This window comes from Pseudoalteromonas sp. SCSIO_11900 (assembly GCF_000576475.1).
Classification (GTDB): Bacteria; Pseudomonadota; Gammaproteobacteria; order Enterobacterales; family Alteromonadaceae; genus Pseudoalteromonas; species Pseudoalteromonas tetraodonis.
Map to the genome: position 1 here is coordinate 2,640,043 of NZ_KK070023.1, position 26,505 is coordinate 2,666,547.

Consider the following 26,505-nt stretch of genomic DNA (forward strand, 5'->3'; position numbering starts at 1 on the left):
TGGTTTTGAATGCGGGTCAGCTACCGTCTTTAGGTATGCACACACAACAAAATACTCGTTTAGCAAACAACGCGTTACAACAACTGAAAGGTTTACCACTTAACCCAAGACTAAACTAAGTCAAACCCACTCGCTTAATAATTATTGCGGATGGTATCACTCCCCCATACTTCAATAGCCACCCATTAGCGCTTTAACGTTGACGGGTGGCTTTATCTTAAACAGCCACTTTTTTGAAAACACGCGTTATATTTTAATACCCTAACCTTGCGCCACTGATTTACGAAAGCGCATTAATGCAACAGTAAAAAACACACTGCCAATAACTGTTAATGCTAAAAAGTAAGGCCAAACTACATCCCACCCTGCTCCTCGGTATAAAATAGCTTGAGCAAATTTGACAAAATGCGTTGTTGGCGCCAATAACATTATATTTTGTACCACCTCAGGCATACTTTCTCGCGGCGTAACACCGCCAGAGAGCATTTGTAATGGTAATAAAATTAAAATCATCAGTAACCCGAGTTGCGGCATGGTGCGCGCCTGTGTGCCTAACAATATACCCAGCGATGTGGTCGCAAATAAATGAATAGCAACGCCAAATAAAAATAAGCCTGGCGAGCCATGAATAGGCACTTGTAACAAACCTTCGATCACAATAAATAATGAAAACGTAGTCAGTAATAAAATCACTAACCCATTAGCCCAAATTTTCGCCATCACTATTTCAAAGGGGCTTAACGGCATCACTAATAAATGCTCTAATGTGCCGTGTTCGCGTTCACGGATCACCGCGGCGCCAGTTAAAATAATCGAAATCATTGTGATCACGTTCATTAATTCCATCACGCTACCAAACCATACACTTGTCATGTTTGGATTAAACATAATGTGCGCCGATTGCTTTATTGGCAGTGAATAAACGGTTCGATAACCTTGCACAAACTCATTTACTTCGCCGTTAATAATGGTTTGAATATAGTTATCACCAATAAATGCTTGCGACATGCGCGTAGCATCTATATTTACTTGAATTGTAGGTTGCTTAGCTGCAAGTACATCACGCTCAAAATAAGGCGGGATATTAAGCACAAAAGTATAGCGGCCATTATCCATAGCTGAGTCAACATCGCTTAATGAAATACTGTCTGGCGTTTTAAAGTAAGGCTCATAAAAGGCATTAATAATACGCTTAGATAATTGCGATTGGTCGTGATCAACAACTGCAATCGGCGCATTATTTAACTCTATCGACGTGGCTGAAGCCACCACATAAATCAACCCAGTAAAAGCAAAAAAAACAAATAGCAGTAAAACCTTATCACGCCATAAACTACGCAACTCTTTAATACCTAAATTAACAATATTTCCGTGACGTTGCATGGCTATTTGTCCTGCTTTGGAAGTAAAAATACACTGGCCAGAGTCAGCACAGGTATAAAAGCGAATAAAGGCAGTAGCTGGGCTGATAAATCAGAAAAATTAAGCGCTTTATTAAAGACCCCTCGACACGCCTCTAAAAAGTAGGTAGTCGGAAACAGTTTGCCAATAATAGCGCCAAACCCTTCTAAGGAAGAAACAGGGTCAATTAGCCCACAAAAGTTAACGGCAATCATTAACACAACCACTGTAGTGGCTGCCAATGCTGAAATTTGTGTTTTTGTAAAAGCCGAAATTAACAGCCCAACTCCGGTAGTCGCTGTAACGTATAATAATGCAGCCAAACTAAGCGCCCAAAAGCTGCCTTTTAGCGCCACACCAAACACAGTAATAGCAAGTGCGACTAAGCCAAAAAAGCTGATCATACTCACTAAAATGTAAGGCAGCTGTTTGCCAATAATAAATTCCAGCCGGTTAACCGGTGTTACATATAAGTTTATGATTGAACCCAACTCTTTTTCCCGCACTACGCCAAGCGCCATCAATATCGCAGGAATAAATACTAATAGCAGTGGAATAACCGCCGGCACCATGGCCTCAATGCTTTTAAAATCTTGGTTATAACGATAGCGAGATTCAATATTAGCTGGCACTAAGTTTGGTACTTGTGCATAAGTGCGCAAAGATAAGTTGGTTAAATAGCTGTAATACAAGCCGCTCATATAACCATTAATCGTTTCTGCCCTAAACGGCATAGAACCATCAATCCACACTACAATTTCAGGTTTACGGCCACGTTTAAATTGCTGAGCAAAGTTAGGAGGAATTTCAACGGCCACGCTTAACTCACCACTTCGCATTCGTTTATCAAGTTCTTGCGGGCTTTTAATATCTGCTCTTTGAATAAAGTAACGTGAACCTGCCATATTTTGAATGTAGTTGCGGCTCTCGGGCGATTGGTCTTGATCTAGTACCGCAAAGCTTAAATCTTCAACATCAAATGTAATGCCGTAACCTAAAATAAACAGTAAAATTATCGAGCCCAGCAAAGCAAACGTTAGGCGAATAGGATCGCGCCATAACTCTAGCGTTTCGCGATGCGCATAACCAAATAACCGCAACAAACTAAATGCGGGGTTAATGTTATTTTTACAAGTAGCGGGCGCTGAATCCAATGCTTTGGTTTTATCCGTTATCGATACTTGTATCGCCGAGCTTGCTCCGGCTGCATTTACCGCCTCTTCTAAATATTCAATAAAGGCAGCTTCTAGTGTGTCGGTATTACGCGCTTGGCACAGTGCAGCTGGCGTATCGCTGGCAAGTATTTTACCTGCATGCATTAACGAAATTCTATCGCAACGTGCCGCTTCATCCATAAAGTGAGTCGAAATAAAAATAGTCACGCCTTGTTCGCGCGAAAGCTCAATGAGTAGCTGCCAAAAGTCATCCCTCGCAACGGGGTCTACCCCCGATGTGGGCTCATCAAGTATGAGCATTTCAGGGCTATGTACTACCGCAACAGCAAGCGATAAACGCTGGCGAATACCTAAGGGCAAATCGGTAGGAAAATCGTCACTGTATTTTTTAAGGTTAAACCGAGTAATTAAATCTTTAACGCGCGGCTCTATTTTCTCTGCAGGCAAGTGAAATAAACGCGCATGCAATACCAAGTTTTGCTTCACTGTAAGCTCGTTATAAAGCGAAAACGCTTGTGACATAAAACCAACGCGTTTGCGGCTTTCGATGTTATTGGCATCGACCTTTTCACCAAACAATTTTGCTTCGCCACTAGTTGCCGGTTGTAACCCCGTAAGCATTTTCATTGTGGTGGTTTTTCCACAGCCATTTGAGCCTAAAAAGCCAAAAATTTCACCTTGTTCAATACTCAAGCTCACCTTGTTAACGGCGGTAAAATCACCAAATGTTTTACATAATCCATTTGCTTCTATAGCGAACTGAGTTGTGTTTGTGTCTTGTTTACGAGGTGGCACAACTAACCGCTGATGATCATGGCGCTTTTCTTCAGGAAGTAATGCTATAAACGCCTCATCAAGCGATTCTTTATTCGTTTGCGTTTTTAGGTTTTGTGGGCTGCCCGTACCGATTACTTTTCCATCGTCCATAGCGACTAGCCAATCAAAATCATCGGCTTCTTCCATGTAGGCGGTCGCAACCAGTACGCTCATCTGTGTATTTTCAGCGCGAATACTGTTTATTAATTGCCAAAATTGACGACGCGATAACGGATCAACCCCGGTTGTTGGCTCATCTAAAATTAATAATTGAGGGTCATGGATCAGTGCGCAGCACAAACCAAGTTTTTGTTTCATCCCGCCAGAGAGCTTTTCTGCGGGGCGATCGGCAAATGCCTCTAAGCCTGTACTTTTTAAAAGGTTATTAATTCGTTGTTTTCGCTCGGCTTTATTTTGAGAAAATAGACGACCAAAAAAATCTATATTTTCAAACACAGAAAGTGTTGGATACACATTTTTGCCAAGTCCTTGAGGCATGTAAGCAATGCGTGGCGACACCGTATTACGAAAACCACTGCTGCGCATATTGCCGTTTAATACCTCAACCTCCCCCTCTTGAATCGCCCTTGCCCCAGCGATAAGTGCCAGCAAGCTTGATTTTCCTACGCCATCAGGGCCTATAAACCCGACCATTTTCCCGGCAGGTAATGAAATACTAATGTTATCCAGCACGCGATTATTAGCATAGCGATGGCTCACCTTAGTAAGCGTAACAACACTTTCACTTGATGGCTGTTGAATGTTTTTATCGTCGTTATCCATTATTCAGGCACTCGTACCTGTAATGACGTAGGCCAATTTTTTTCAGGCGCTAACAACACATAAGCAAGCCCTGGCACCCCTGTTTTTACTTGTTTGATATGATCTTTTAATAACTGCGAGTCGAGCTTTACCTTAACTCTAAACATCAGTTTATCGCGCTCGTTTCGGGTTTCTACCGATTTAGGGGTAAATTGCGCCTGTGCAGATACAAACGTCACTTTAGCCGGTAATGTATACTCGGCAATAGCATCAATAACAATGCGCGCTTGTGAGCCTATTGTTACCTTGCCCGCTTGCGCTGTTGGTAAATATATACTCATATAAACATCGGTTAAATCCAATAACGATAAAACCTTACCACCACTGCCAAGCACTTCGCCAGGTTCAGCTAATCGATACAATATGCGTCCATTGATTGGTGCTGTGAGCGTGCTGTCGGCTATGTTGCTTTGTAATCGCTCAATACGTGCCTGCGCTGCTTCTATTTCAGCATCCGACTGCACAACTTTTACGTTTGCCGCGGTTAAAGCAGCTTGCGCAATAGCAGAGGTGGTTCGTTGTTGATCAACCACTTCTTTTGAAATATGGCCTTTTTCCAATAATTTTGCAGAGCGGCGCAATTCAGTTTGTGCAAAATTAAGCTCACTTTTATGCTGCTCTACAATCGCTAATGCGTATTTACGAGACTCATTAGCAACACGAAGCCCTGCCTGAGCTTCACGTAACTGTGCATTTAAATCATCAGTGTCAATAACCGCTAACGTTTGACCCGCTTTGACCATATCGCCTTCTTGCACCATAACGTCAACTAAGCGGCCCGGTAATTTTGTAACAATATCGTACTCAGTCGCTTCAATTCGCCCATTTCCATAGGCAACACTGTCAGGGAGTTGTTCAGCAAATGATGTAGGCTGCAAGGTTTGCCAAGCATACCAGCCAGCCCCCCCCACAATGACCAAAACAGCGAGCTTACTCAAAGATTTGAACGTTGATTTAATTGTCATGTGCTAAAACTCCATGTATGTATAAAGTAATGTAAGTGAGGGTAGTCAAGGTAAAATTTTTTATGATACAGCACGCTATTTGTTATATTAAAGCAACCCTGCCTTGAAAGTACAACATGGGTAGTTGTAATAAGCAATTTAAACGAACTTAAAAATCCAGCGTCACTAATCTACCATCCTCACCGCTAATAAAGATGATGTGGATCAATATAAATTAGAGTTAATGCACTATTTATTAGTGATTTTTTAAAACAGCAGGATAAAAGAAAGGGATAACATCAAGGCACCTACTGAGCGCCTTAATATTAATTATGTCAGCGGCAGATTAGCTTATAATTTTTAGTAACAAAATCCGTCACGACCTTAATGCTAAGCTAATCAATACCACGCCATGATCGGTGCTTAAATCATCACGCTCAAATTCAGGGTTAATTAAATGACGATCGTAAGTATGGTACTGCCTCACCTCAAAAAAGCTGTCGTCGTAACTTGAGTCAAACTCGCAAGATAGCAAAATGTAGTCAAGCACTGAGCTGCTCGCGCCAATATAATGGGTAGGCTTTCGCTTTAAATCTACTGTATTTTCATTATTTTGATTAGCCGAATTTAATTGCGACCTTGTAAATAACTGCCACGCGTCGTTAAGGCAATATTTTGCAAGGTAAGTTTTACTGTCAAACGTCGGGGCAAAACGCAGCGTATTAGTTAACAAATGGCTTAATACACCATCGGCTAAGTTGTTATTAAAATCGCCCATTAAAACTATTGGGTTTTGTGCAGATTCGCGGCGTGCAATGATGTCTATCATCAGCAATGTAGCCTCACTGCCGCGCTGAATTGTTGAGCCCCAACTCCCTGCTATATCGGCTTTTAATAGCTCGATAATGTTTTTTTCGGGTGTGAGATCTTGGTTTTGCTCATCGAGCTCTATCATTGAGCGCTTAGACTTAAAATGCACCACATAGCAATCGGTATTGCCGATATGCGGTAAGGTTATTGTAGCTCTAAGCACCTTTCGGCTAAATGTAAAATCCTCAGTTAAGCCAAGGGTTTTAGCAAGCTCATGGTCATGCTCAACACTCGCCACTTCAACGATGGGATATTTAGCAGCAAGCGCTACTACAGGGCGTTTGTAAATAAAGTCGTCGATTACCTGGGGCTCATCTACCACGGCAAAGTAAGCATAACCTTGCTCTTTAACTAATTCTTTAAGCGACTTAATACTAAATACTTCTTGAAAGCCAATCACATCAGGCTGATGCTCGGTTAAGTAATTTACAAGCCAACGCTGCTTTTTAGCCCACTGCTCTGCGGTGTATATGCGTTCAAATTCATAATAGGCATTAGGCGGCTCGAGGTAATTAAACAAATTAAAAGTAGCAATTTTAAGGCTCGTATCAGTAATAACCGAATCGTCTGCTGTGGTGTTTAAAGGTGTTTTAGTGTGTGATTCAAGGTTGCTGATAAGGCTGCCCTACTTAAAATATTAAAAACGATCATAGCGGGTTATCGCTATAGTAATCTAAGCGGTGAAAATTTTTCAATATCAAATTCATAGTGTTAATTTACACTAACTTATCATTTTTTAAGGCACACGGTCATTATGGATTACTCAAACTTCGGCACTAAATTTACTCAACCTAATGGTATTACTCAGTTAATTGAAGATTTAGGCGATGCTAAAAACAGTAACAATCCAAATATTGTTATGCTCGGTGGTGGTAATCCGACCTTAGTGCCTGAGGTTAATAATTTATTATCAATGAGTTACAAAAGTTTGTTGTGAATAATACACTTTCCAACGTATTCAGACTTTACGATGGCCCTGCGGGTAATGGCAGCCAAGCCAATTTTTTTGTTATTCAATCTGTTAGCTGGCAGTATGCCTGATGGAAGCCATAAAAAGGTTTTATTTCCGCTGGCACCTGATATGTAGGCTATGCAGATCAAAGCTTAACAGACGATATGTTTGTAGCAACAAAGCCCGATATCGAAATTTTAAATACTGAAAGTGGCTCAAACCAATTTAAATATATCATTAAATTTAAAGCTGTTGAGCAAGTATTAGCAAGCGACAGCAGCATTAGCGTACTGTGTGTCTTGCCCTACTAACCCTATAGGTTATGTCATCACTGATGAAGAAGTACAGCATCTCGATTTATTAGCTAACCTGAGCTGCACATAAGAAATGGAACTAAATGCCCTTGCGGTGATCAGATCTTTCGACCAAGAAACATAAGATTACCGAGGCAAGGGCATGAATAATTTAGATGCAATTTACCTAGATGTCGATGATTTTTGTTTATTGTTTGAACCTCAATGGCTTAAACACCTAATAGAATAAGGTGAAAAGCAACGCATTAAGCCATCTCGACTATCCTCTAGCGAAGTGATAACTATATTAATTGCCTTTCATCAATCAGGTGTGTGTCACAACATGCGTATTCCTCGCAACCACGTTTTTGCGGGAGAAGCCAAACGAGGCAAAGGATCAATGGGCTGGTTTTATGGCTTTAAACTTCACCTCATCATAATGATGAAGGGGGTTTATTAGCTGTAAAAGTGACAGCTGGGAATGTTGATGATAGACAGCCGGTATTACTGTTATTTATTGATTGTACTAATTTTGTGCAAACGCGCCACACCCCCTTTAAATTTATATATAAGTTGGTATCCTACGCGACCTTTTTTAACATATGATTATCATCAAAAAAGGGTTTGCCAAGGGGCGGCTATCGCTGCAAGGCACTTTATATAAGTGGCAGCAATAATACAGGCATCGCGTTATAAAACGTTAGATGTAACTTTAAATAGCAATATGCAAAAGTACTATTAAGGTCAATTATGCGATTAGGACCAGGACTACTCGTCACCGCTGCCTTCATTGGACCAGGGACTATTACGACTGCCAGCGTGGCAGGTGCAAACTTTGGTTTTGCACTAATATGGACATTACTGTTTTCAGTTATTGCCACCATATTATTACAATCTATGGCGGCGCGCCTTGGCGTAGCCACCGGGCAAGATTTAGCGCAAGCGCTAAGAGCTCATATTGAAACGCCCCTATTTAAATCTCTCGCTATATTTTTAGTGATCAGCGCCATTGGAGTAGGTAGTGCCGCCTACGAGGCTGGCAACCTTAGCGGTGCCAGCATGGGATTAATTGAAATATTTCCTCATGTTAATGCCCAGCTTTGGACGCCAATCATTGCATTTTTAAGTGCGGTGTTACTTTACAGCGGTAAACACAAAGTGGTTGAAAACGCGCTAATTTTACTCGTTATTTTAATGAGCTTAGTGTTTATCTCAACACTTGTAATGGCAGCGCCTTCACTGGGTGATGTATTTGCTGGCTTTATTCCTAGTATGCCTGAGGGTTCAATTACCACGGTATTGGCATTAGTGGGCACCACCATAGTGCCGTATAACTTATTTTTGCACTCCGGCGTACTCGCTGCTAGACACGACAGTAACAGCGACATGCAAAAAGTGATTAAACAAACAAATGTTGATACAGGCCTATCAATCACTTTAGGCGGTGTGATCACTTTAGCTATTTTATCTACAGCTTCAGTTGCATTTTATGGCACCGATGCGGGGCAAATTAGTGCGGCTAACATGGCCGTGCAGCTAGAGCCATTGCTTGGCGACGCCGCTCATTACTTTTTTGCTATTGGTTTATTTGCTGCAGGTTTAACAAGTGCTATTACAGCGCCGCTTGCCGGTGCTTACGCCGTGTGTGGCATGTTAGGTTGGTCAAATAAAATGGATAACACCCGCTTTAAAAGTGTCGCCATTGTTATTTTATTATTTGGTGCAGCCGTGGCGTCTCTGGGTTTAGACCCTGTTGCCGTGATAATTTTTGCCCAAGCAGCTAATGGCCTATTACTGCCTATTGTCACCACTTACCTTGTGTGGCTGATTAACCAAAAATCAGTAATGGGCAAATACACCAACTCAATGTTGGTAAACTTGCTTACTTTACCGGTGTTAGTGCTTATTTTTGGCTTAAGTGGTTACAAGCTGTTTAGTTTGATTTTTTGATATCAAGACGCAATTTATACACACAAAAGCCGCTATATTAATAGCGGCTTTTTACATTGCAGACCAATACTGACTTAAAAGCCGCGATGCGCTTCCTTGTGCTTATTTTCCTTAATGAATTTTGCAAATACATAACCCCCTACTGCACCTGCACATAATTGCGCATAAAAACCCCAACCTCTTGCGCCTGCAATAATAGTAATATTCATAATAGATTCAATCGCAATTAACGCCGTTGCAAACGCCACCACACCAGCAATAACAAATAGTTGTGTACCTTGCTTGTTCATTTTTTTAGCAATAAACCAAGTAACCAAAAACGCGATAGCAAGTGCAACCGCAATAATAGCGCCATAGGTCGGTAGCAAGCCGAGCCAATCTTCAAGGGTTAAGTTAACACGATCATTAAAGCCCACTATAACACCTACATTAACTAATTGATTGACAACGTATTGACTATGAAACAAGCTAGCAAGAGTGAATGTTAGTAACCAAGAAACTAAAAATGACGGGAGTATACGTGTTAAAAACTGCATGGTTATCTCAACTTAAAATAAAACTTTTTCCTTACACTAGCAAAGGCTTGCAGGGTAAACAATCTCTATATTGTATTACGCTACTGTCACTTTTAGCGTTTTCTTGTCACGCCAGTGCCGAGTTACCAACACAGCAATATACTTCTAGTACTTTAGCAACAGGGCTCAATTCACCGTGGAGCATGGTTAAACTCCCAAACAATACCTGGTTAATCACCGAGCGTGATGGCCATGTTGTTATCATTAAAAACAACCAACAAACCCGAGTTAAAATAAACTTCGAGGGCTTATACGTTGCAGGGCAAGGTGGTTTACTTGATGTAGTGCTTTCGCCAAATTACAGTGAATCACAAGAAATTATATTCACTTACGCCCAAGGTGAGCTTGATGCAAACAGGCTAGTAATAGCCAAAGCCACGTTTGATGGTGCGCAATTTTCAACGCCAAAAATTATTTATAAAGTAATCACCGATAAAGGTACACCGCAGCATTATTCTGGCCGCGCGCTTGTGCTGCCTGATCACACCTTATTATTTTCAAGTGGCGATGGCTTTGACTACCGTGAGCAAGCACAGGTTATTACCAGTCAACTTGGCAAAACATTACGCATAAACTTAAACGGCACAATACCAAGCGATAACCCGTTTATTAGCCACAAAAACGCTAACGCGCATGCCATTTATTCACTCGGGCACCGTAACTTGCAAGGCTTGGTTTATGATTACGATACCAAGCAAATTATTAGTCACGAACACGGCCCTGCAGGCGGTGACGAGCTTAACTATTTAACGGCTGGCACCAATTACGGCTGGCCAGTAATCACCAACGGTGACGATTATTCACAAGCACGTATTTCCCCCTTTAGAGACTACCCCGGAATGGCTCAACCAACCATAGATTGGACGCCCTCAATCGCCCCATCAGGCATGGCATATTATGGCGCTAACCATGCAGCCTTCCCTTCACTGCAACGTCACGTGCTTATTACTACATTGGTCGATAAAAAGCTCTACAGTGTAAATTTAGCGAATGGTGAATACACCCAGACTCATATTTTCCCAGAAGCCACAGGCAGGCTCAGAGATCTGTTTGTCACTGCTGAAGGTAATGTGGCGATATTAACGGATGGAAAAGAGGCAAAGCTGATGTTGTTTAAAGCAAATTAATTTACAAAGAGGATAAGAGACGCTGCGCTTTTAGAGGTAAGTAGCGGCTTTAAGAAGCTGCTTTAATAGCTTTAAGAACTCTGTTGGGTGGCGCCTTTGGCTTAACCAACCTACTTTTTAACGTAGGTCGGATAAGTGGCAAAGCCACGCCATCCGACAAAAATGATAAATTTACTTGAGACAACCCGACTTATCACGCTGTGTATAATATGCAAATAGCGGCTTAAAATCAGCCGTAATAAGATTTAAGTTCTGATATAGCGAGCGTCCTAATTAACGCGTTTGTTAAGTGCATTATAGTTCTCGATGCACTGCTTTCGTTATGTCCCAAATTGATTTATCAAAACTCTTTTTTACAATGGTCGTATTATTAAAATTATGAGCTTTTGCCCAATCAATGGTTGTTTGAGGATATGGATCTACTATTAAAAGGTTTGGTCGTGCTTGCTCAATAGGCTCCCAGATATGTACATCATGAGCTATATATTTTATACCAACAAGAACAACTAAGCTTGAGGTAGCAATAATTTCAGAATATCTATTTTGTGTATTCTTAATCAGCTCACTATTTACAACGACACGCTTTCCCTCTGCATACATAGCTAAAACGGGGCTCAAGTCAGAGTTTTTTTGGTCATTACACCATTTTTCTACGTCATGAGCTGTCGACACAGCTTTAGTTTCTAAACCTTCCACAAACGTTCTACAACCTATCATTGTATTGCCTGACATAACAATGCCATTAGGAAGTTGTGGTAGAAAATTAGATGAACCATGTGGCTTCAATAAGTTAACTCCATTATCATCAGCATTATAATCCAAGTTAAAGCCATTCCTAGTTAGGGATTGTTCTATCAATAAATCATAATTTAAAGTTGTGATATTTATCTGTTCCATACAGCTTCGTAGTTTATTAAATAAACGTACATAAGCATTGTCTGGCCTAGTAAAAAATTTTGATAAGTAACAAGCTAACTCCTTTTGAAGTGGATTAATGATTCGGCTGTCATCAGCAACTGTAGCCATACCTGCTTCAAATCCACAGGTTCTAAATACAGCTTTTGATTCAGAGCTAAGTCTATAAAATGCACCATTTAAGTTTTCAAGATCATTGAATAGGTCATTTCCCAATGGAGGATTTTTTGGCGAGCACCCACCTGAACCAAAACTTGCTCCCGCACCAAAAACTATACTAATCAGAATATTTCTCCTTGCCAGAAAGGCACTTAACAACTCTGTATCCGACATTTGTCGCTTTATAAACCGACAAATGTCCAAATATTACAATTAGTCCAATGTAACCAGCGAATAAGCACATGTAAATAATTAGTTAGCTCTTACTTGAATTTACTGGATGCAGAAAAACACCAAAATGGTAGAGATCAGTAATATTGGATAAAAAGTGTTGTGCAAATAAACAATAGAGGCAGGTTTATTATTTTTACTGACAAATAGCGTAACTTAGACTTTTACTTTCTCCTTGAACCCTTCCCCTTTAACCTTTTCCCTAAAACAAAAAAGCCGCTGTTCGTTAAAAACAGCGGCTTTCTAAAGCTTATAGCTAAAAACTGACAGCTTACAGCTAGTACTTTAAGCTTTGCCAATCACTTCAAGTCCACCCATGTATGGGCGTAATACTTCTGGTACTTCAACTGAGCCGTCGGCTTGTTGGTAGTTTTCTAGTATTGCTACAAGTGTACGGCCAACCGCTAAACCTGAGCCGTTTAGTGTGTGTAAAAGCTCTGGTTTTTTAGCGCCTTCACGACGAAAACGTGCTTGCATACGGCGTGCTTGGAAATCAACCATGTTTGAACATGATGAAATTTCGCGATAGGTGTCTTGTGCTGGTAACCATACTTCTAAATCGTATGTTTTTGCTGCGCCAAAGCCCATGTCGCCCATACATAAAATTACTTTGCGGTATGGCAATTCAAGCGCTTGTAAAATTTGCTCAGCATGGCCTGTTAGCTCTTCGAGTGCTTGCATTGAATCTTCTGGTTTTACAAGTTGTACTAGCTCTACTTTATCAAACTGGTGCTGACGGATTAAACCGCGTGTATCGCGACCGTAGCTGCCTGCTTCACTTCTAAAACACGGCGTGTGCGCTGTTAGGCGAATAGGTAAATCGCTCTCTTCGTAAATTTCATCACGTGCGCTGTTTGTAAGCGGTACTTCTGCCGTAGGAATAAGGCTAAAGCCAGCTTGCTGCTCGCCATCATCGTTCACTAGGCCTAACGTGTGGAATAAATCGCCCGCAAACTTAGGTAATTGGCTCGTACCATAGAGGCTTGCACTATTCACTAAGTACGGTACATACATTTCTGTGTAGCCGTTTTTATCTATGTGGGTGTCTAGCATGTATTGGGTAAGTGCACGGTGCATACGTGCTACTTGGCCGCGCATTACGGTAAAACGTGCGCCACTAATTTTAACGCCCATTTCAAAGTCTAGGCCGTTTAGGTCTTGCCCTACATCAACGTGGTCTTTAACTTCAAAATCGTACTTTTTAGGTGTACCCCAAGTTAAAATTTCTACGTTATCGTCTTCGTCAGCGCCTTCTGGTACCGACTCGTCCGGTAAGTTTGGAATTGCTAAGGCAATTTGTTTAATTGCTTCTAACACTTCGTCTTGCTCAGCTTTAGCTGCGTCTAACTCGCTGCCTAAGTTAGCAACTGCGTCTAGCAATGGCTGTGCATCTTCGCCTTTTGCTTTTGCTTGACCAATGGCTTTAGCACTGGCGTTACGTTGACTTTGAAGTTCTTGCGTTTTTACTTGTAATGTTTTGCGTTTTTCTTCAAGTTCAGTCACTACCGCTACATCTAGCTCATAACCACGTGCGGCTAAACGTGCTGCAGTTTGTTCGACATCTTGACGTAAATATTTAGAATCTAACATGTTAGTTTTTTAACCTTTTTGCATTACTAGCTGAAGGCCCAGCCAAGCCATAAAAATACACACCATCACGTTTAAGATGATATTGAGGGCCATTTTAATAAAGTGACCTTGTTGTAATAACAACAACGAATCCATTGAGAATGTTGAAAAGGTGGTTAACGCACCTAAAAAGCCAATTCCGATGAGGGTTTTAGCAGGACTGACGGCAATAACTTGTTTATCTATTAAACCGTATAAAATGCCCATCAACAATGAACCCAGAATATTAACCGTCAACGTGCCAAAAGGGAATCCCCTACCGAGGAGTTTTAGCATGGTTTCGCTAATAAAAAACCGTAAACAGGCTCCTGACGCTCCGCCAAGGGCTATCATCATGTAAAGTTTAATCATGCTCATAACGTTTTATTGGGCTTTGTGCGTCGCGCTCTTTTAAATACTCGAGCTTTTGTTTAATTTTTTGCTCAAGTCCACGATCACTTGGCTGGTAGTATTGTTTGCCATCCATTTCTGGCGGTAGGTATTTTTCACCAGCAGCAAATGCGCCTTCTTCGTTATGCGCATAACGATACTCTGCACCATAGCCTAAGTCTTTCATTAAGTTGGTGGGGGCGTTTCGTAAATGCTCTGGTACGGGGTAGCTTGGCTCGTTTTTAGCGTCTTGTTTAGCTTGATTAAACGCCATATAAACTGCATTACTTTTAGGTGCACTAGCCAAGTACAAAGTGGCCTGTGCAATAGCGCGCTCACCTTCGCTTGGGCCAACACGTTGGAATATATCCCATGCGTTTAAAGCCACTTCCATAGCGCGCGGATCGGCGTTGCCAATGTCTTCTGTAGCAATTGCTAATAAGCGCCTTGCAACATAAAGCGGGTCGCCGCCACCGGCTAAAATACGGCAGTACCAGTAAAGCGCACCATCTGGCGAACTGCCTCGCACTGATTTATGAAACGCCGAAATTAAATCGTAAAATTCATCGCCGCCTTTATCGTATTTAGCTAAATGCGTAGGCAGTACTTGGCTAAGTACCTGTTCGTCAACATGAAATTGACCGTTTTGCTCAGTGGTTAAGTCCACTGCTTGCTCGAGTAAATTAAGCACTTTACGAGCATCGCCACCGCTTGCTTGGCACAGCGCTTGTTTGGCGTTATCTGCAATCACGATTTGCTTTTGACTAAGTTGTTCGTCTTGTTTGAGTGCGCGCTCTATTACTGTGTATAAATCGCTTTCCTGCAAGGATTTTAAAACATACACCCTTGCACGAGACAAAATCGCATTATTAAGCGCAAACGAGGGGTTTTCGGTGGTGGCGCCTACAAATATAAAAGTGCCATCTTCAATATGCGGTAAAAACGCGTCTTGCTGAGATTTATTAAAGCGGTGTACCTCGTCAACAAACATCAAAGTGCGCTGACCACGGCTTTGTAAGTTATCGCGAGCTTGGGTTACGCTATCGCGAATATCTTTTACGCCAGCGGTTACTGCCGACATTTGAATTAGTTCAGCGTCGGCATGGTTGGCAATAATTTGTGCCAGCGTAGTTTTACCTACCCCCGGCGGCCCCCATAAAATTAAACTATGGCAGCGCCCTGCTACTATCGCTTGATGAAGAGGTTTATCAGCGCTGAGTAAATGTTGCTGCCCGATGTAATCGTTAAGCGACAAAGGGCGCATACGCGCAGCGAGTGGGCGCACATCGGGCCCAAAGTTAAATCCTAAATTACTCACCGTTACTCTGATCGTCTATTTCTACACCCGCTGGCGGGGTAAATTCAAAAGTTGTTTTATCAAGCTCAGTATTAACCTGTGCATTGCTAAATGTAAACGCAGACAGCTGGCCTGAGTTATCTTTAACTACCAGTTTTGCAAGCCCTTGCTCGTTATCAGCAAAAGTAATATCAAGCTGCTCTACTTGGCTTTCTACGCCTTTATTTGGGGTAATGCTAAAGCCTAAATCGGTAGCGATCACGCTGTATTTTTCCCATTGCGCTGGGTCTTTAGAGGTGAGCAATATAAACGGCGTTGAGTCAATTAAACCGCTGGTTTTCATAATAGTTACTTGCTCAGCAAAGCTATCAAAGTAATAGGTTTTATCACCGTTTGATACAAATAAAGTGTCGTCTGGGTTAGTTTGCTGCCAGCGGATCATTAATGGCTGTTGCAACGCAATATTACCTTGGCCTTGCATTACCAGTTGGCCTTCACCGTCGGTTACGTTTTGTTTAAATTGTGCTTTAAAGCTTTTTAAAGTCGATAACTTATCTTGTAATGCTTGGCTGTCGTCAGCAAAGCTTGGCATCGCCACTAAACTGCCCAATACCAATAATAAACTACTTAATTTTTTCATTAATTTGCTCCATTAGGTACTAATACATCGCGCGCACCGTTATGTCCTGGTGCACTCACGATACCTGATGTTTCCATTTGTTCTACTAATCGTGCAGCACGGTTATAGCCTACACGTAATTTACGTTGCACTGATGATACCGACACTTTACCGGTTTCTATTACAAAGGCGACTGCTTCGTCGTATAACGGATCTGACTCTTCATCGCCATTTTCGCTTGCTTCCCCTGGTAATAAAATATCTTCAGTGGCATCGCCATTTAAAATTTCATCTATGTAATTTGGTTTAGCACGAGCTTTCCAATCGTTTACCACGGCATGTACTTCATGGTCGTCTACAAACGCGCCATGCACACGCTCTGGCACACTGGTGCCTGGCGGCAAATAAAGCATGTCACCCATGCCTAATAAATTCTCTGCGCCTTGTTGATCCAGTATGGTGCGCGAGTCTATTTTACTTGATACCTGAAACGCCATACGTGTAGGTATATTGGCTTTAATTAAACCGGTTATTACATCAACCGACGGACGCTGCGTTGCCAATATTAAGTGAATACCCGCAGCACGCGCTTTTTGCGCAATACGAGCAATTAACTCTTCAACTTTTTTACCTACAATCATCATCATGTCGGCAAATTCGTCAATAACCACCACTATACTAGGTAATTTATCTAGCTCATCTGGGCCGTCTTTCATGCCATCGGTATCTTTAAATAATGGATCCATAATTGGGTAGCCCGCTTCTTTGGCTTCCATTACTTTTTGATTGTAACCTTTTAAGTTACGTACCCCTAAAGCCGACATCAGCTTATAGCGGCGTTCCATTTCACCTACACACCAACGCAGCGCATTCGCGGCTTCTTTCATGTCGGTCACAACTTCACATAATAAATGCGGAATGCCTTCGTAAACAGAAAGTTCAAGCATTTTCGGGTCAATCATGATCATGCGAACATCTTCAGGGCCCGATTTATACAGTAAGCTTAATATCATTACATTAACGCCCACTGACTTACCTGAACCGGTTGTACCGGCCACTAATAAATGTGGCATTTTACCTAAGTCGGCACACACAGGTTGCCCTGCAATATCTTTACCTAGCACCATAGTTAATGGCGATGGGTTTTGCTCAAACTTAGGTGCGTTTATGACTTCTGATAAACGTACAATTTCACGGTATTTATTAGGCAGCTCAATACCGATATAGGTTTTACCCGGAATAACTTCTACCACGCGCACACTAATTGCCGAAAGTGAGCGCGCTAAATCTTTTGACAGCCCTGTAATTTTAGATACCTTAATACCCGGCGCTAAATCAAGCTCAAAACGGGTAACAACAGGGCCTGGATATACTCCAACCACGGTTGCTTGTACGTTAAAATCAAGTAATTTTGTTTCTACAAGGCGTGATACGCTATCGAGCTCTTCTTGCGAAATGGGGTTTTTTGCTTTGTCGGGTCTGTCGAGTAAATCAAGTGATGGCAATGGCCCCGGAGGTGGCTCTTGCTCTAATAATTGCTCAAACTTTTCTTTTGCAGTTGGCGGCGGTTGAAACCCTGATTTAGGCTTGTTAATTGGCCTTGCTGGTGAAACCACGGTTGTTGCTGGTTTTTCAGGTTCAACCACAGGGCTTTGATCCAGCGCGTTAAGTGCTGCTTCTGTGTCCATCGGTTCATCGTCTATGGCACTAAAGCTAATTTCTTGATCGAGTATTTGGTCAAGTTCGTCAAACGGCATAAATTCGTCGTCTTGAGGGGCATTAACCTTAGTTGCTGGTTTATCAATTGCTTTTGGTTTGTCTGCTACTTTATTAGCAAGCTCAGGTTCTTGTTGGCGTGTATCGTTTTCAAAATAGGCATCAGGTTGCTCGTCTTGTACTTTACCTGCAGTGCGTTCGCGTTGCATCCAACCACGGGCATAGGTCACCAAAAAGCGGTATAATCGAACAATTAAATCACCTAAGTAATCAACAAATTGTACCCACGACACACCCGTTAATAGCGTTAGCCCTGCAAAAAAGAAACACAGTAGTAAAATAGAGGTACCGGTAAAATTAAACGCTGGCATCATGGCTGATGCAATCACATCGCCCACTACCCCACCGGATGAAAAATTATAAATATCATCAAAATTAATACTGCTAATAGCAGTTGCTGAGGTAATAAACAGCGCAAAACCAATAATGCGTAATCCAAGTGTGGTGTAATCGAGTTGTAAAATACGGTGTGGCTGCTTAAACACCAAGTAACCTAGCAGCTGAATAGCCGCTGGCACAAAATAGGCAAGCCAGCCAAAGGTAAGTAATAGTATGTCGGCCACCCACGCGCCCGCTGTACCCGTTATATTTTGTACGTTGGTAAATTCACCCGTTTGCGACCAAGCAGGATCGGCAGGATGAAAACTAATTAAAGCACATAAAATAAATACCGCTGCAAAGGTGCTGACGATCAGCCCCGTTTCTAATAGTCTTTGCACACCGTTTAGGCGCATAATTACCTATCCCTCATTATTATTTTTTACACTCACTTGGCAATAGAATACCTTAGCAGGAAATGTATTTTGATGCACTCTATCTTAACCATGATGGCCTGATTATGAACAAGTTTTTATTATTTAATCGGCTTTTTCCAAGCCAAGCAAAATTGACTGCAACAATAAAAGTATTTTAAAGGCTGTTACTCTATCATTAAGCAACAAAAGGACGGATCACCACACCCTCTTCACCCTTTACTTCTTCCATGACTACATAGGTGCGGCTTTCACTCACATTGGGCAGCTTTAATAGTATATCACCGAGCACGCCGCGATATTCTGACATATCGTTAACTCGGGTTTTTAATAAAAAGTCGAAATTACCCGAAACCAAATGACATTCTATAATTTCTTTGTGCTTTCTAACAGCAGCACTAAACTCTTCAAATACGTCGGGCGATGTTTTGGTAATGGTTACTTCTACATACACAGAAAGCCCTTGACCAAGCTTGGCGGGATCAACCACTGCTTTGTAGCCTAAAATATACCCTTCTCGTTCGAGCTTTTTCACTCGCTCTAAACAGGGCGTGGCGCTTAGGCCAACTCGTCGGGCCAGTTCAACATTTGACAGGCGGCCATCAAGTTGTAATTCGACTAAAATTTTGCGATCAATACGGTCTAATAAGTTATGCATGGCTTTTTAGTTTTTTATTCTAATAAAATTAATTTTACAGATACTAACACTACAAAGAGCTTAAAAAAAGGTGAGACACACTACCCTAGCATGAATATAATAGTGAAAAATTTTTATCCCGTTCTAACAAGGCAAAATTATGATTATTGGTGTACCTAAAGAAATTAAAAACCATGAGTACCGTGTAGGTATGGTTCCTGCGAGTGTTCGCGAACTTGTAAATCACGGCCACCAAGTGATTGTTGAAACTAACGCTGGTATGGGCATTGGTTTTACAAATGATGATTATGTTCAAGCAGGCGCTGAAATTTTAGAAACAGCTGCTGATGTTTTTGCAAAAGCAGAAATGATTATCAAGGTAAAAGAGCCACAAGCTGTTGAGCGTGCAATGTTACGTGAAGACCAAATTCTTTTCACTTACCTTCATCTTGCACCGGATCTTCCACAAACTGAAGACCTTGTTAAAAGTAAAGCAATCTGTATTGCTTATGAAACTGTGACTGATTCACGCGGTGGTTTACCACTTCTAGCGCCAATGAGTGAAGTTGCTGGCCGTATGTCTATTCAAGCAGGTGCACAAGCGCTAGAAAAAGCAAACCACGGTCGTGGTATGTTGCTAGGTGGTGTACCAGGTGTTGAGCCAGCTAAAGTAGTTGTTATTGGCGGCGGCATGGTTGGTCGAAGCGCTGCACAAATGGCCGTTGGCCTAGGTGCTGAGGTTGTTGTACTTGACCGTAACATCGACGTATTACGTGCACTAGACGCACAGTTTGGTAATAAAGTTAAAGCTATTTATTCAACAGCTGACGCGCTTGAAAAGCACGTACTTGAAGCTGATTTAGTAATTGGTGGCGTACTTATCCCGGGTGCTGCTGCACCTAAGCTAGTGACTGCTGAACACATTAAAGCAATGAAGCCAGGTGCTGCAATTGTTGATGTTGCCATTGACCAAGGTGGTTGTATTGCTACGTCTAAAGCAACTACGCACGCTGATCCTACTTTCATCGTTGATGAAGTTGTTCACTACTGTGTTGCTAACATGCCAGGTGCTGTTCCACGTACATCTACGTTTGCACTTAACAATGCAACATTGCCGTTCATTATTAACCTTGCAAACAAAGGTTACAAAAAGGCACTACTAGATGACGCTCACTTCTTAAAAGGCTTAAACGTAATTAAAGGCCAAGTAACTTACAAAGAAGTAGCTGAAGCGTTCAATATGGAATATGTTGACCCACGCACTGCAGTAGAAAACGCGTAACTATTATTGTTTCCGCTTATACCTAAGCCATAATTTAGGTATAAGCATTAAAAAAGCAGCTAATTAGCTGCTTTTTTTGTATCTAAATTTTAGGGTCTGTGGTTAACAGACCTTAATGTTATATAAATCGTTTAATAATAAAGTCGACTTTTACGCGCTTAGCTTGACCAAGCAGTTTTTTCACTGGCTGTGGGTAATCGTCCATGGTTTCTAGATCATCTGGGCCGGTTAAACGACGACAATGCTTTAAAATTTCTTGGCGTTCATTATCAATATCGCGCATGATAGATTGTTCAGGATCTTCTATCAGAATGCCATTTTCGATATCCAGCCCCCACGCGCGCGGATTTAGGTTATGCCCACTAAGTAAATGCATTTTACGGTCGCAGCAAATCCCTTTTAGATGGAACGAGTTACTCTCGTGTTTCCAAAGGTATACGTTTAGGTTGCCATTATCTATGTGGCGTTTTTGCGATTTTACAAACTTGTGCAAAATAGTTTCGTATAAATACGGCAGTGCACCAATTTTACTAAATGGCTCGCTAGGTGGCAGATAAAAATCGTTTGCGGTTTTATCACCCACCACAATAGTAACTTGTTTACCTTGCTTTAATAACCTGCGTAAAGAGCGCATTAATGGCGCCGGAAAATTAAAATACGGCGTGTATAACACCAGCTCTTGCTCGGTGGTATCAAATAACGCTTTAATTAAGCGATTAAGCTCATTATTACGACGGCCTAATCCTAAAAATAAACGAATACCCATTGCATGAGTATTCAAGTGCTGCGCACTTTTATAGCTTGCCGATTTAAGCTCACGCATAAGTTGCTTTTGTTCAAGTTTAAAGTCAGCCATGCGTTTAAGCGGTCGTTGATCTATTCTTGGTACCGCTTCAGAGCTTAATAAAGTTGATTCAATAAAATCGACTACTGAGTCACATAATTCGCTTTGCAAGACTAAAAAGTAGCGATCGAGTCGGTATCGGTCGCTATATTGCAAATACACATTATTTAAACTGGCACCGCTGTAAAGCAATGTATCGTCTATAACAAAGCCTTTTAAATGCAATACCCCAAACAGTTCTTTTGCCTTTACGGGAACACCATACACTTGAACGTTTGAATTAAACTTCTCTAAGCTGTCGCAATATAAGCTTGCATTGCCCTCAGACTTTTCTGCACCAATTAAACCGCGCTGTGCGCGATGAAAATCAACCAGTACTTTAATTTCAAGCGAAGGGTTAGCTAACGATGCACTGTGTAGTGCGGCTAATATTTCACGACCCGCTTCATCATCTTGTAAGTAAAGTGTGGTGATATAAATTCGTTTTTTTGCGTTGGCAATTAAATCTAACAATTGCGTACGGTATTCTTGCGCATTGGTTAAGACGTTAACGTCTTTTGAAGTCAACCCAAATGCGGGTTTCTCTTGCCAAAATAACATAGTTGCCTATTCACTTAGGTCACATAATTAAGCAGTGACAAATCAAAATTAGTTAAAAGATAACAAAAAAAATCAGGCTGGTCATGAATTAACGTCGTTTTATTGGCTAACAGTCTATTTATTAGGCGGGCGCTGGCTTTAATGCATTTACCAGTACACATTAATGAACAGCTTTGTAATTTGCGAAAAAAAATAATCTCATCTTTTATTTACTTCCTGCTTGTTTTTCTTAGAATCGGGCGCATTAAAACCGTATTAAACGTTTAGGAAAAGATCATGACTGAAGCAAAACATTGTAAGTTACTTATTTTAGGTTCGGGCCCTGCTGGCTACACAGCCGCAGTTTACGCTGCACGTGCTAATTTAAACCCTGTTTTAATTACAGGTATTCAACAAGGTGGCCAACTAACGACCACCACTGAAGTTGAAAACTGGCCTGGTGATGCACACGGTTTAACCGGCCCTGCATTAATGGATCGTATGAAAGAGCATGCAGAGCGCTTTGAAACTGAAATTGTGTTCGACCACATCAACAAAGTTGACGTATCTAAGCGCCCTTTCACACTAACCGGTGACCAAGGTACTTACACATGTGATGCTTTAATTATTGCAACCGGTGCCTCTGCGAAATATTTAGGCTTAGAGTCTGAGACTAATTTCCAAGGCCGCGGTGTTTCTGCTTGTGCAACCTGTGACGGCTTTTTCTATAAAGGTCAAAAAGTAGCGGTTGTTGGTGGTGGTAACACAGCCGTTGAAGAAGCGTTATACCTGTCTAACATTGCTGATGAAGTTCATGTTATTCACCGTCGTGACAGTTTCCGCAGTGAAAAAATTCTTGCTGACCGCCTTGCAGAAAAAGCTGCGAACGGTAATGTTGTAATGCACTACAACCGTACACTTGATGAAGTACTTGGTGACCAAATGGGTGTGACCGGCGTTCGCATTAAAGATGTGGCGTCAGATGCTACTGAAGAACTTGATTTAGCGGGTGTGTTTATTGCCATTGGCCATAAGCCAAACACCGATATGTTTGAAGGTCAGCTAGAAATGAAAGACGGCTACCTAGTGGTTGAATCTGGTCTTAACGGTAATGCAACCCAAACCAGTGTGCCAGGTGTATTTGCTGCTGGTGATGTGTCTGATCATATTTACCGTCAGGCGATTACCTCTGCCGGTACTGGCTGTATGGCTGCACTTGATGCAGAACGCTTTTTAGATAACTTATAAGCATACATAGCATACTTTTGGGGCTGAATTTTCAGCCCTTTTTTGTGCCCAAACATAACTGTACACACACCAAAATTCATTGCATTTATAATTAAAATTAGTTTTATTTATACAATTAATGGCTTAGGTGCGATAGGATCTAAGGGTGAGCAACGAATACCGTCAAATTATAAAAGTAAAACTAGCTATAATTATCGTCAGGAATAAAAGCTTTATTCATTTAGGCATTACTAGAGACTGTAAAATCAGTTAAAATGCTTAACTTCATATCAAGTAAATTACCGAGAGTTTTCTATGAGTTTGTATACAAAATATATGGAAGAAATCCAAACCCGTAAAACGGAGCTTGGATTAAGCCCACAACCAATCGATAGCGCTGAACTAGTATCAGAAATAATTAATCAAATTAAAGATACTAATAACGAGCACCGTAAAGATTCACTGCATTTCTTTATTTATAATACTTTACCTGGAACAACCAGTGCTGCGAGCGTTAAAGCACAGTTTCTAAAAGAAATCATTTTAGGTGAAGAGCACGTTGCAGAAATCACTCCAGAATTTGCATTTGAACTGCTTTCACACATGAAAGGCGGCCCGTCAATTGAAATGCTAATTGATTTAGCATTTGGTGATGACGCAGCAATCGCAGCACAAGCGGCTGAAGTACTTAAAACTCAGGTATTCTTATACGATGCTGATATGGAGCGTATTAAAGCGGCCTACGAAGCAGGCAATGCAATTGCTAAAGAATTACTAGAGAGTTTCTCAAAAGCTGAATTCTTTACAAAACTACCTGACATCGAAGAAAAAATCGAAGTTGTAACTTACATTGCTGGTGAAGGCGACATCTCAACTGATTTACTGTCTCCGGGTAACCAAGCACACTCACGTGCTGACCGTGAATTACACGGTAAGTGTATGATCACTGAAGAAGCACAACAAGAAATCGTTGAACTTCAAAAGAAACACCCTAATGCTAAAGTAATGCTTATTGCTGAAAAAGGCACAATGGGCGTTGGTTCATCTCGTATGTCTGGTGTAAATAACGTTGCACTTTGGGCGGGTAAACAAGCAAGTCCATACGTTCCTTTCATCAACATTGCACCTGTTGTTGCAGGTACTAATGGTATTGCACCAATCTTCTTAACGACGGTTGATGTAACCGGCGGTATTGGTCTTGACCTTAAAAACTGGGTTAAGAAAGTAGATGCAGAAGGCAATACTGTAACTGATGAAAATGGCGATGCAGTGCTTGAAGAAGCTTATTCAGTTGCCACAGGTACTGTATTAACAATCAATACAAAAGAGAAAAAGCTTTATAACGGCGATAAAGAACTGGTTGATGTATCATCAGCGTTCACACCGCAAAAAGTTGAATTCATGAAAGCTGGTGGTTCTTACGCTGTTGTATTTGGTAAAAAACTACAAACGTTTGCTGCTGAAACGCTGGGTATTGAAACTCCTCTTGTGTATGCACCTTCAAAAGAAATTTCACATGAAGGCCAAGGCTTAACAGCGGTTGAAAAAATCTTTAACCGTAATGCGGTAGGTGTTCTATCAGATACGCCACTTCACGCAGGCTCAAATGTTCGTGTTAAAGTGAACATCGTTGGTTCGCAAGATACAACCGGTCCAATGACAGCACAAGAATTAGAAGCGATGGCTGCTTCAACTATTTCACCACTTGTTGATGGTGCTTATCAGTCTGGTTGTCACACTGCATCAGTATGGGATAGCAAAGCACAAGCTAACATTCCTAAACTAATGGCGTTTATGAATAAGTTTGGTTTGATCACTGCACGTGACCCGAAAGGCGTTTACCATGCAATGACTGACGTTATTCACAAAGTATTGAACGACATTACCATTGATGATCGCGCTATCATCATCGGTGGTGACTCGCATACACGTATGTCTAAAGGCGTTGCCTTTGGTGCCGATTCAGGCACCGTTGCTGTTGCACTTGCAACCGGTGAATCAGCGATGCCGATTCCTGATTCAGTTAAAGTGACATTTAAAGGCAAAATGGCTAAGCACATGGATTTCCGCGATGTTGTTCATGCAACGCAAGCGCAAATGCTTAAGCAATTTGGTGGCGAAAACGTATTCCAAGGTCGTATCATTGAAGTGCATATTGGTACCCTAATGGCTGACCAAGCGTTTACTTTCACTGACTGGACTGCAGAAATGAAAGCGAAAGCGTCAATCTGTATTTCAAATGATGAAACGCTAATTAAGTCAATTGAACTTGCTAAATCACGTATCCAAATCATGATCAACAAAGGTATGGATAACGAAGCGCAAACGCTACAAGGTCTAATCGACTTAGCTGACAAGCGTATTGCAGGTATTCAATCTGGTGAAGAGCCAGCACTTTCTCCAGACGACAACGCTAAATACCACGCAGAAGTTGTGGTTGATTTGGACCAAATCGTTGAGCCAATGATTGCCGATCCAGACGTGAACAACGATGATGTTTCTAAACGTTATACTCACGATGTGATCCGCCCTGTTTCTTTTTACAACGACAAACCTGTTGATTTAGGTTTCGTTGGTTCGTGTATGGTTCACAAAGGCGATATGAAAATTATTGCTCACATGCTACGTAACCTTGAAAAGAAAAACGGTTCTATCACATTCAAAGCACCATTAGTTGTTGCGCCACCAACATACAACATTGTTGATGAGCTTAAAGCGGAAGGCGACTGGGATATTCTTGCTAAATACGCTGGTTTTGAATTTGACGATGAAAAACCAAAAACAGCGGCACGTACTAAGTATGAAAATATCCTATACCTAGAACGCCCTGGTTGTAACTTATGTATGGGTAACCAAGAAAAAGCAGAACCTGGTGACACTGTTATCGCAACATCAACTCGTCTGTTCCAAGGCCGTGTAGTAGCCGATACATCTGAGAAAAAAGGTGAGTCACTACTAGGTTCTACACCGGTTGTAGTACTTTCTACTGTACTTGGTCGTTTCCCGACTATCGAAGAGTATAAGTCTGCGGTTGAAGGCATTGACCTTACCTCGTTTACACCTGTTGAAGAAGCAATGACAACTAAGTTTAACGCTGGACAAGCAGTACCTGTAAAAGTGGTTAGCTAATTCGATTAGTTTACCATTGAATTAAGCGCGTTTTTTAACGCGCTTTTTTTATGTCTAAAATTTATCTAACAGGAATGTAAGCCCTGCTCAACCCTATGGACAACACAATAATTTGTGGTTTGTGATTTTAAAGCA

At 41.4% G+C, this 26,505-nt stretch carries 18 protein-coding genes and 2 pseudogenes; 7 read left to right on the forward strand and 13 right to left on the reverse strand.

The window, feature by feature from the left end:
• Window positions 1-261: 261 nt before the first annotated feature.
• The 4 genes from BG00_RS12215 to BG00_RS12230 form a co-directional block, all read right to left on the reverse strand.
• Entirely contained in the window at window positions 262-1,383 is a 1,122-nt protein-coding gene (locus tag BG00_RS12215) for an ABC transporter permease (RefSeq protein WP_036982880.1), read from the reverse strand.
• Between the two features lie 2 nt (window positions 1,384-1,385).
• Window positions 1,386-4,175 carry a ribosome-associated ATPase/putative transporter RbbA gene (rbbA, locus tag BG00_RS12220; protein ID WP_036982882.1) on the reverse strand — a complete coding sequence of 930 codons (2,790 nt, stop codon included), beginning with the start codon at window positions 4,173-4,175 and terminating at the stop codon, window positions 1,386-1,388.
• On the reverse strand, window positions 4,175-5,179 hold the full coding sequence (locus BG00_RS12225; RefSeq protein ID WP_036982884.1) for an HlyD family secretion protein: 1,005 nt from the start codon (window positions 5,177-5,179) through the stop codon (window positions 4,175-4,177). Before BG00_RS12225 ends, rbbA begins: the two co-directional genes overlap by 1 nt.
• Before the next feature lie 355 nt (window positions 5,180-5,534).
• Window positions 5,535-6,548, reverse strand: a complete 1,014-nt coding sequence (locus BG00_RS12230) for an endonuclease/exonuclease/phosphatase family protein (RefSeq protein WP_036982886.1) — start codon at window positions 6,546-6,548, stop codon at window positions 5,535-5,537.
• 234 nt (window positions 6,549-6,782) lie between these two features.
• On the opposite strand from BG00_RS12230, the pseudogene avtA reads away from it, so the two are divergent.
• The 3 genes and pseudogenes from avtA to BG00_RS12245 all read left to right on the forward strand — a co-directional run.
• Window positions 6,783-7,346: pseudogene (gene avtA, locus BG00_RS12235) on the forward strand (valine--pyruvate transaminase); the annotation flags it as partial.
• 90 nt (window positions 7,347-7,436) lie between these two features.
• A pseudogene (locus BG00_RS17475) lies at window positions 7,437-7,777 on the forward strand (transposase); the annotation flags it as partial.
• 246 nt (window positions 7,778-8,023) lie between these two features.
• Window positions 8,024-9,223, forward strand: coding sequence for an Nramp family divalent metal transporter (locus BG00_RS12245; protein WP_036982887.1), 1,200 nt, complete (start codon window positions 8,024-8,026; stop codon window positions 9,221-9,223).
• Window positions 9,224-9,297: 74 nt separating this feature from the next.
• Here BG00_RS12245 and BG00_RS12250 read toward each other — a convergent pair whose 3' ends face one another.
• On the reverse strand, window positions 9,298-9,759 hold the full coding sequence (locus BG00_RS12250) for a hypothetical protein (RefSeq protein ID WP_036982888.1): 462 nt from the start codon (window positions 9,757-9,759) through the stop codon (window positions 9,298-9,300).
• On the opposite strand from BG00_RS12250, the gene BG00_RS12255 reads away from it, so the two are divergent.
• Window positions 9,744-10,925 carry a PQQ-dependent sugar dehydrogenase gene (locus tag BG00_RS12255; protein WP_081762905.1) on the forward strand — a complete coding sequence of 394 codons (1,182 nt, stop codon included), beginning with the start codon at window positions 9,744-9,746 and terminating at the stop codon, window positions 10,923-10,925. The genes BG00_RS12250 and BG00_RS12255 overlap by 16 nt on opposite strands.
• A gap of 294 nt (window positions 10,926-11,219) precedes the next feature.
• Here the strand turns inward: BG00_RS12255 and BG00_RS12260 are convergent, their stop codons facing one another.
• The 7 genes from BG00_RS12260 to lrp form a co-directional block, all read right to left on the reverse strand.
• Entirely contained in the window at window positions 11,220-12,173 is a 954-nt protein-coding gene (locus BG00_RS12260) for an SIR2 family protein (RefSeq protein WP_081762906.1), read from the reverse strand.
• Between the two features lie 342 nt (window positions 12,174-12,515).
• Window positions 12,516-13,820, reverse strand: coding sequence for a serine--tRNA ligase (serS, locus tag BG00_RS12265; RefSeq protein WP_036982889.1), 1,305 nt, complete (start codon window positions 13,818-13,820; stop codon window positions 12,516-12,518).
• Window positions 13,821-13,829: 9 nt separating this feature from the next.
• Window positions 13,830-14,210 (reverse strand): fluoride efflux transporter CrcB, encoded by a 381-nt coding sequence (gene crcB, locus BG00_RS12270; protein WP_010389726.1) that lies wholly within the window; start codon window positions 14,208-14,210, stop codon window positions 13,830-13,832.
• Window positions 14,203-15,546, reverse strand: a complete 1,344-nt coding sequence (locus BG00_RS12275; protein WP_036982890.1) for a replication-associated recombination protein A — start codon at window positions 15,544-15,546, stop codon at window positions 14,203-14,205. The genes crcB and BG00_RS12275 overlap by 8 nt, the downstream gene beginning before the upstream one ends.
• On the reverse strand, window positions 15,539-16,165 hold the full coding sequence (gene lolA / locus BG00_RS12280; protein ID WP_024601693.1) for an outer membrane lipoprotein periplasmic chaperone LolA: 627 nt from the start codon (window positions 16,163-16,165) through the stop codon (window positions 15,539-15,541). Before lolA ends, BG00_RS12275 begins: the two co-directional genes overlap by 8 nt.
• The gene (locus BG00_RS12285; RefSeq protein WP_036982891.1) at window positions 16,165-18,654 is read right to left on the reverse strand and encodes a DNA translocase FtsK; all 2,490 of its coding nucleotides are present in this window, start codon (window positions 18,652-18,654) and stop codon (window positions 16,165-16,167) included. Before BG00_RS12285 ends, lolA begins: the two co-directional genes overlap by 1 nt.
• 196 nt (window positions 18,655-18,850) lie before the next feature.
• Window positions 18,851-19,330 carry a leucine-responsive transcriptional regulator Lrp gene (gene lrp, locus BG00_RS12290; protein WP_036982893.1) on the reverse strand — a complete coding sequence of 160 codons (480 nt, stop codon included), beginning with the start codon at window positions 19,328-19,330 and terminating at the stop codon, window positions 18,851-18,853.
• 139 nt (window positions 19,331-19,469) lie between these two features.
• On the opposite strand from lrp, the gene ald reads away from it, so the two are divergent.
• Window positions 19,470-20,591, forward strand: a complete 1,122-nt coding sequence (ald, locus tag BG00_RS12295; RefSeq protein ID WP_008110075.1) for an alanine dehydrogenase — start codon at window positions 19,470-19,472, stop codon at window positions 20,589-20,591.
• Between the two features lie 118 nt (window positions 20,592-20,709).
• On the opposite strand, the gene pssA is transcribed toward ald, so the two are convergent.
• The gene (gene pssA / locus BG00_RS12300; RefSeq protein WP_036982895.1) at window positions 20,710-22,035 is read right to left on the reverse strand and encodes a CDP-diacylglycerol--serine O-phosphatidyltransferase; all 1,326 of its coding nucleotides are present in this window, start codon (window positions 22,033-22,035) and stop codon (window positions 20,710-20,712) included.
• A gap of 276 nt (window positions 22,036-22,311) precedes the next feature.
• Here pssA and trxB point away from each other — a divergent pair, with 276 nt between their 5' ends.
• Entirely contained in the window at window positions 22,312-23,262 is a 951-nt protein-coding gene (gene trxB / locus BG00_RS12305) for a thioredoxin-disulfide reductase (protein ID WP_008110078.1), read from the forward strand.
• A 294-nt stretch (window positions 23,263-23,556) separates the two neighbouring features.
• Window positions 23,557-26,370 (forward strand): bifunctional aconitate hydratase 2/2-methylisocitrate dehydratase, encoded by a 2,814-nt coding sequence (locus BG00_RS12310; protein ID WP_081762907.1) that lies wholly within the window; start codon window positions 23,557-23,559, stop codon window positions 26,368-26,370.
• Window positions 26,371-26,505 lie beyond the last annotated feature (135 nt).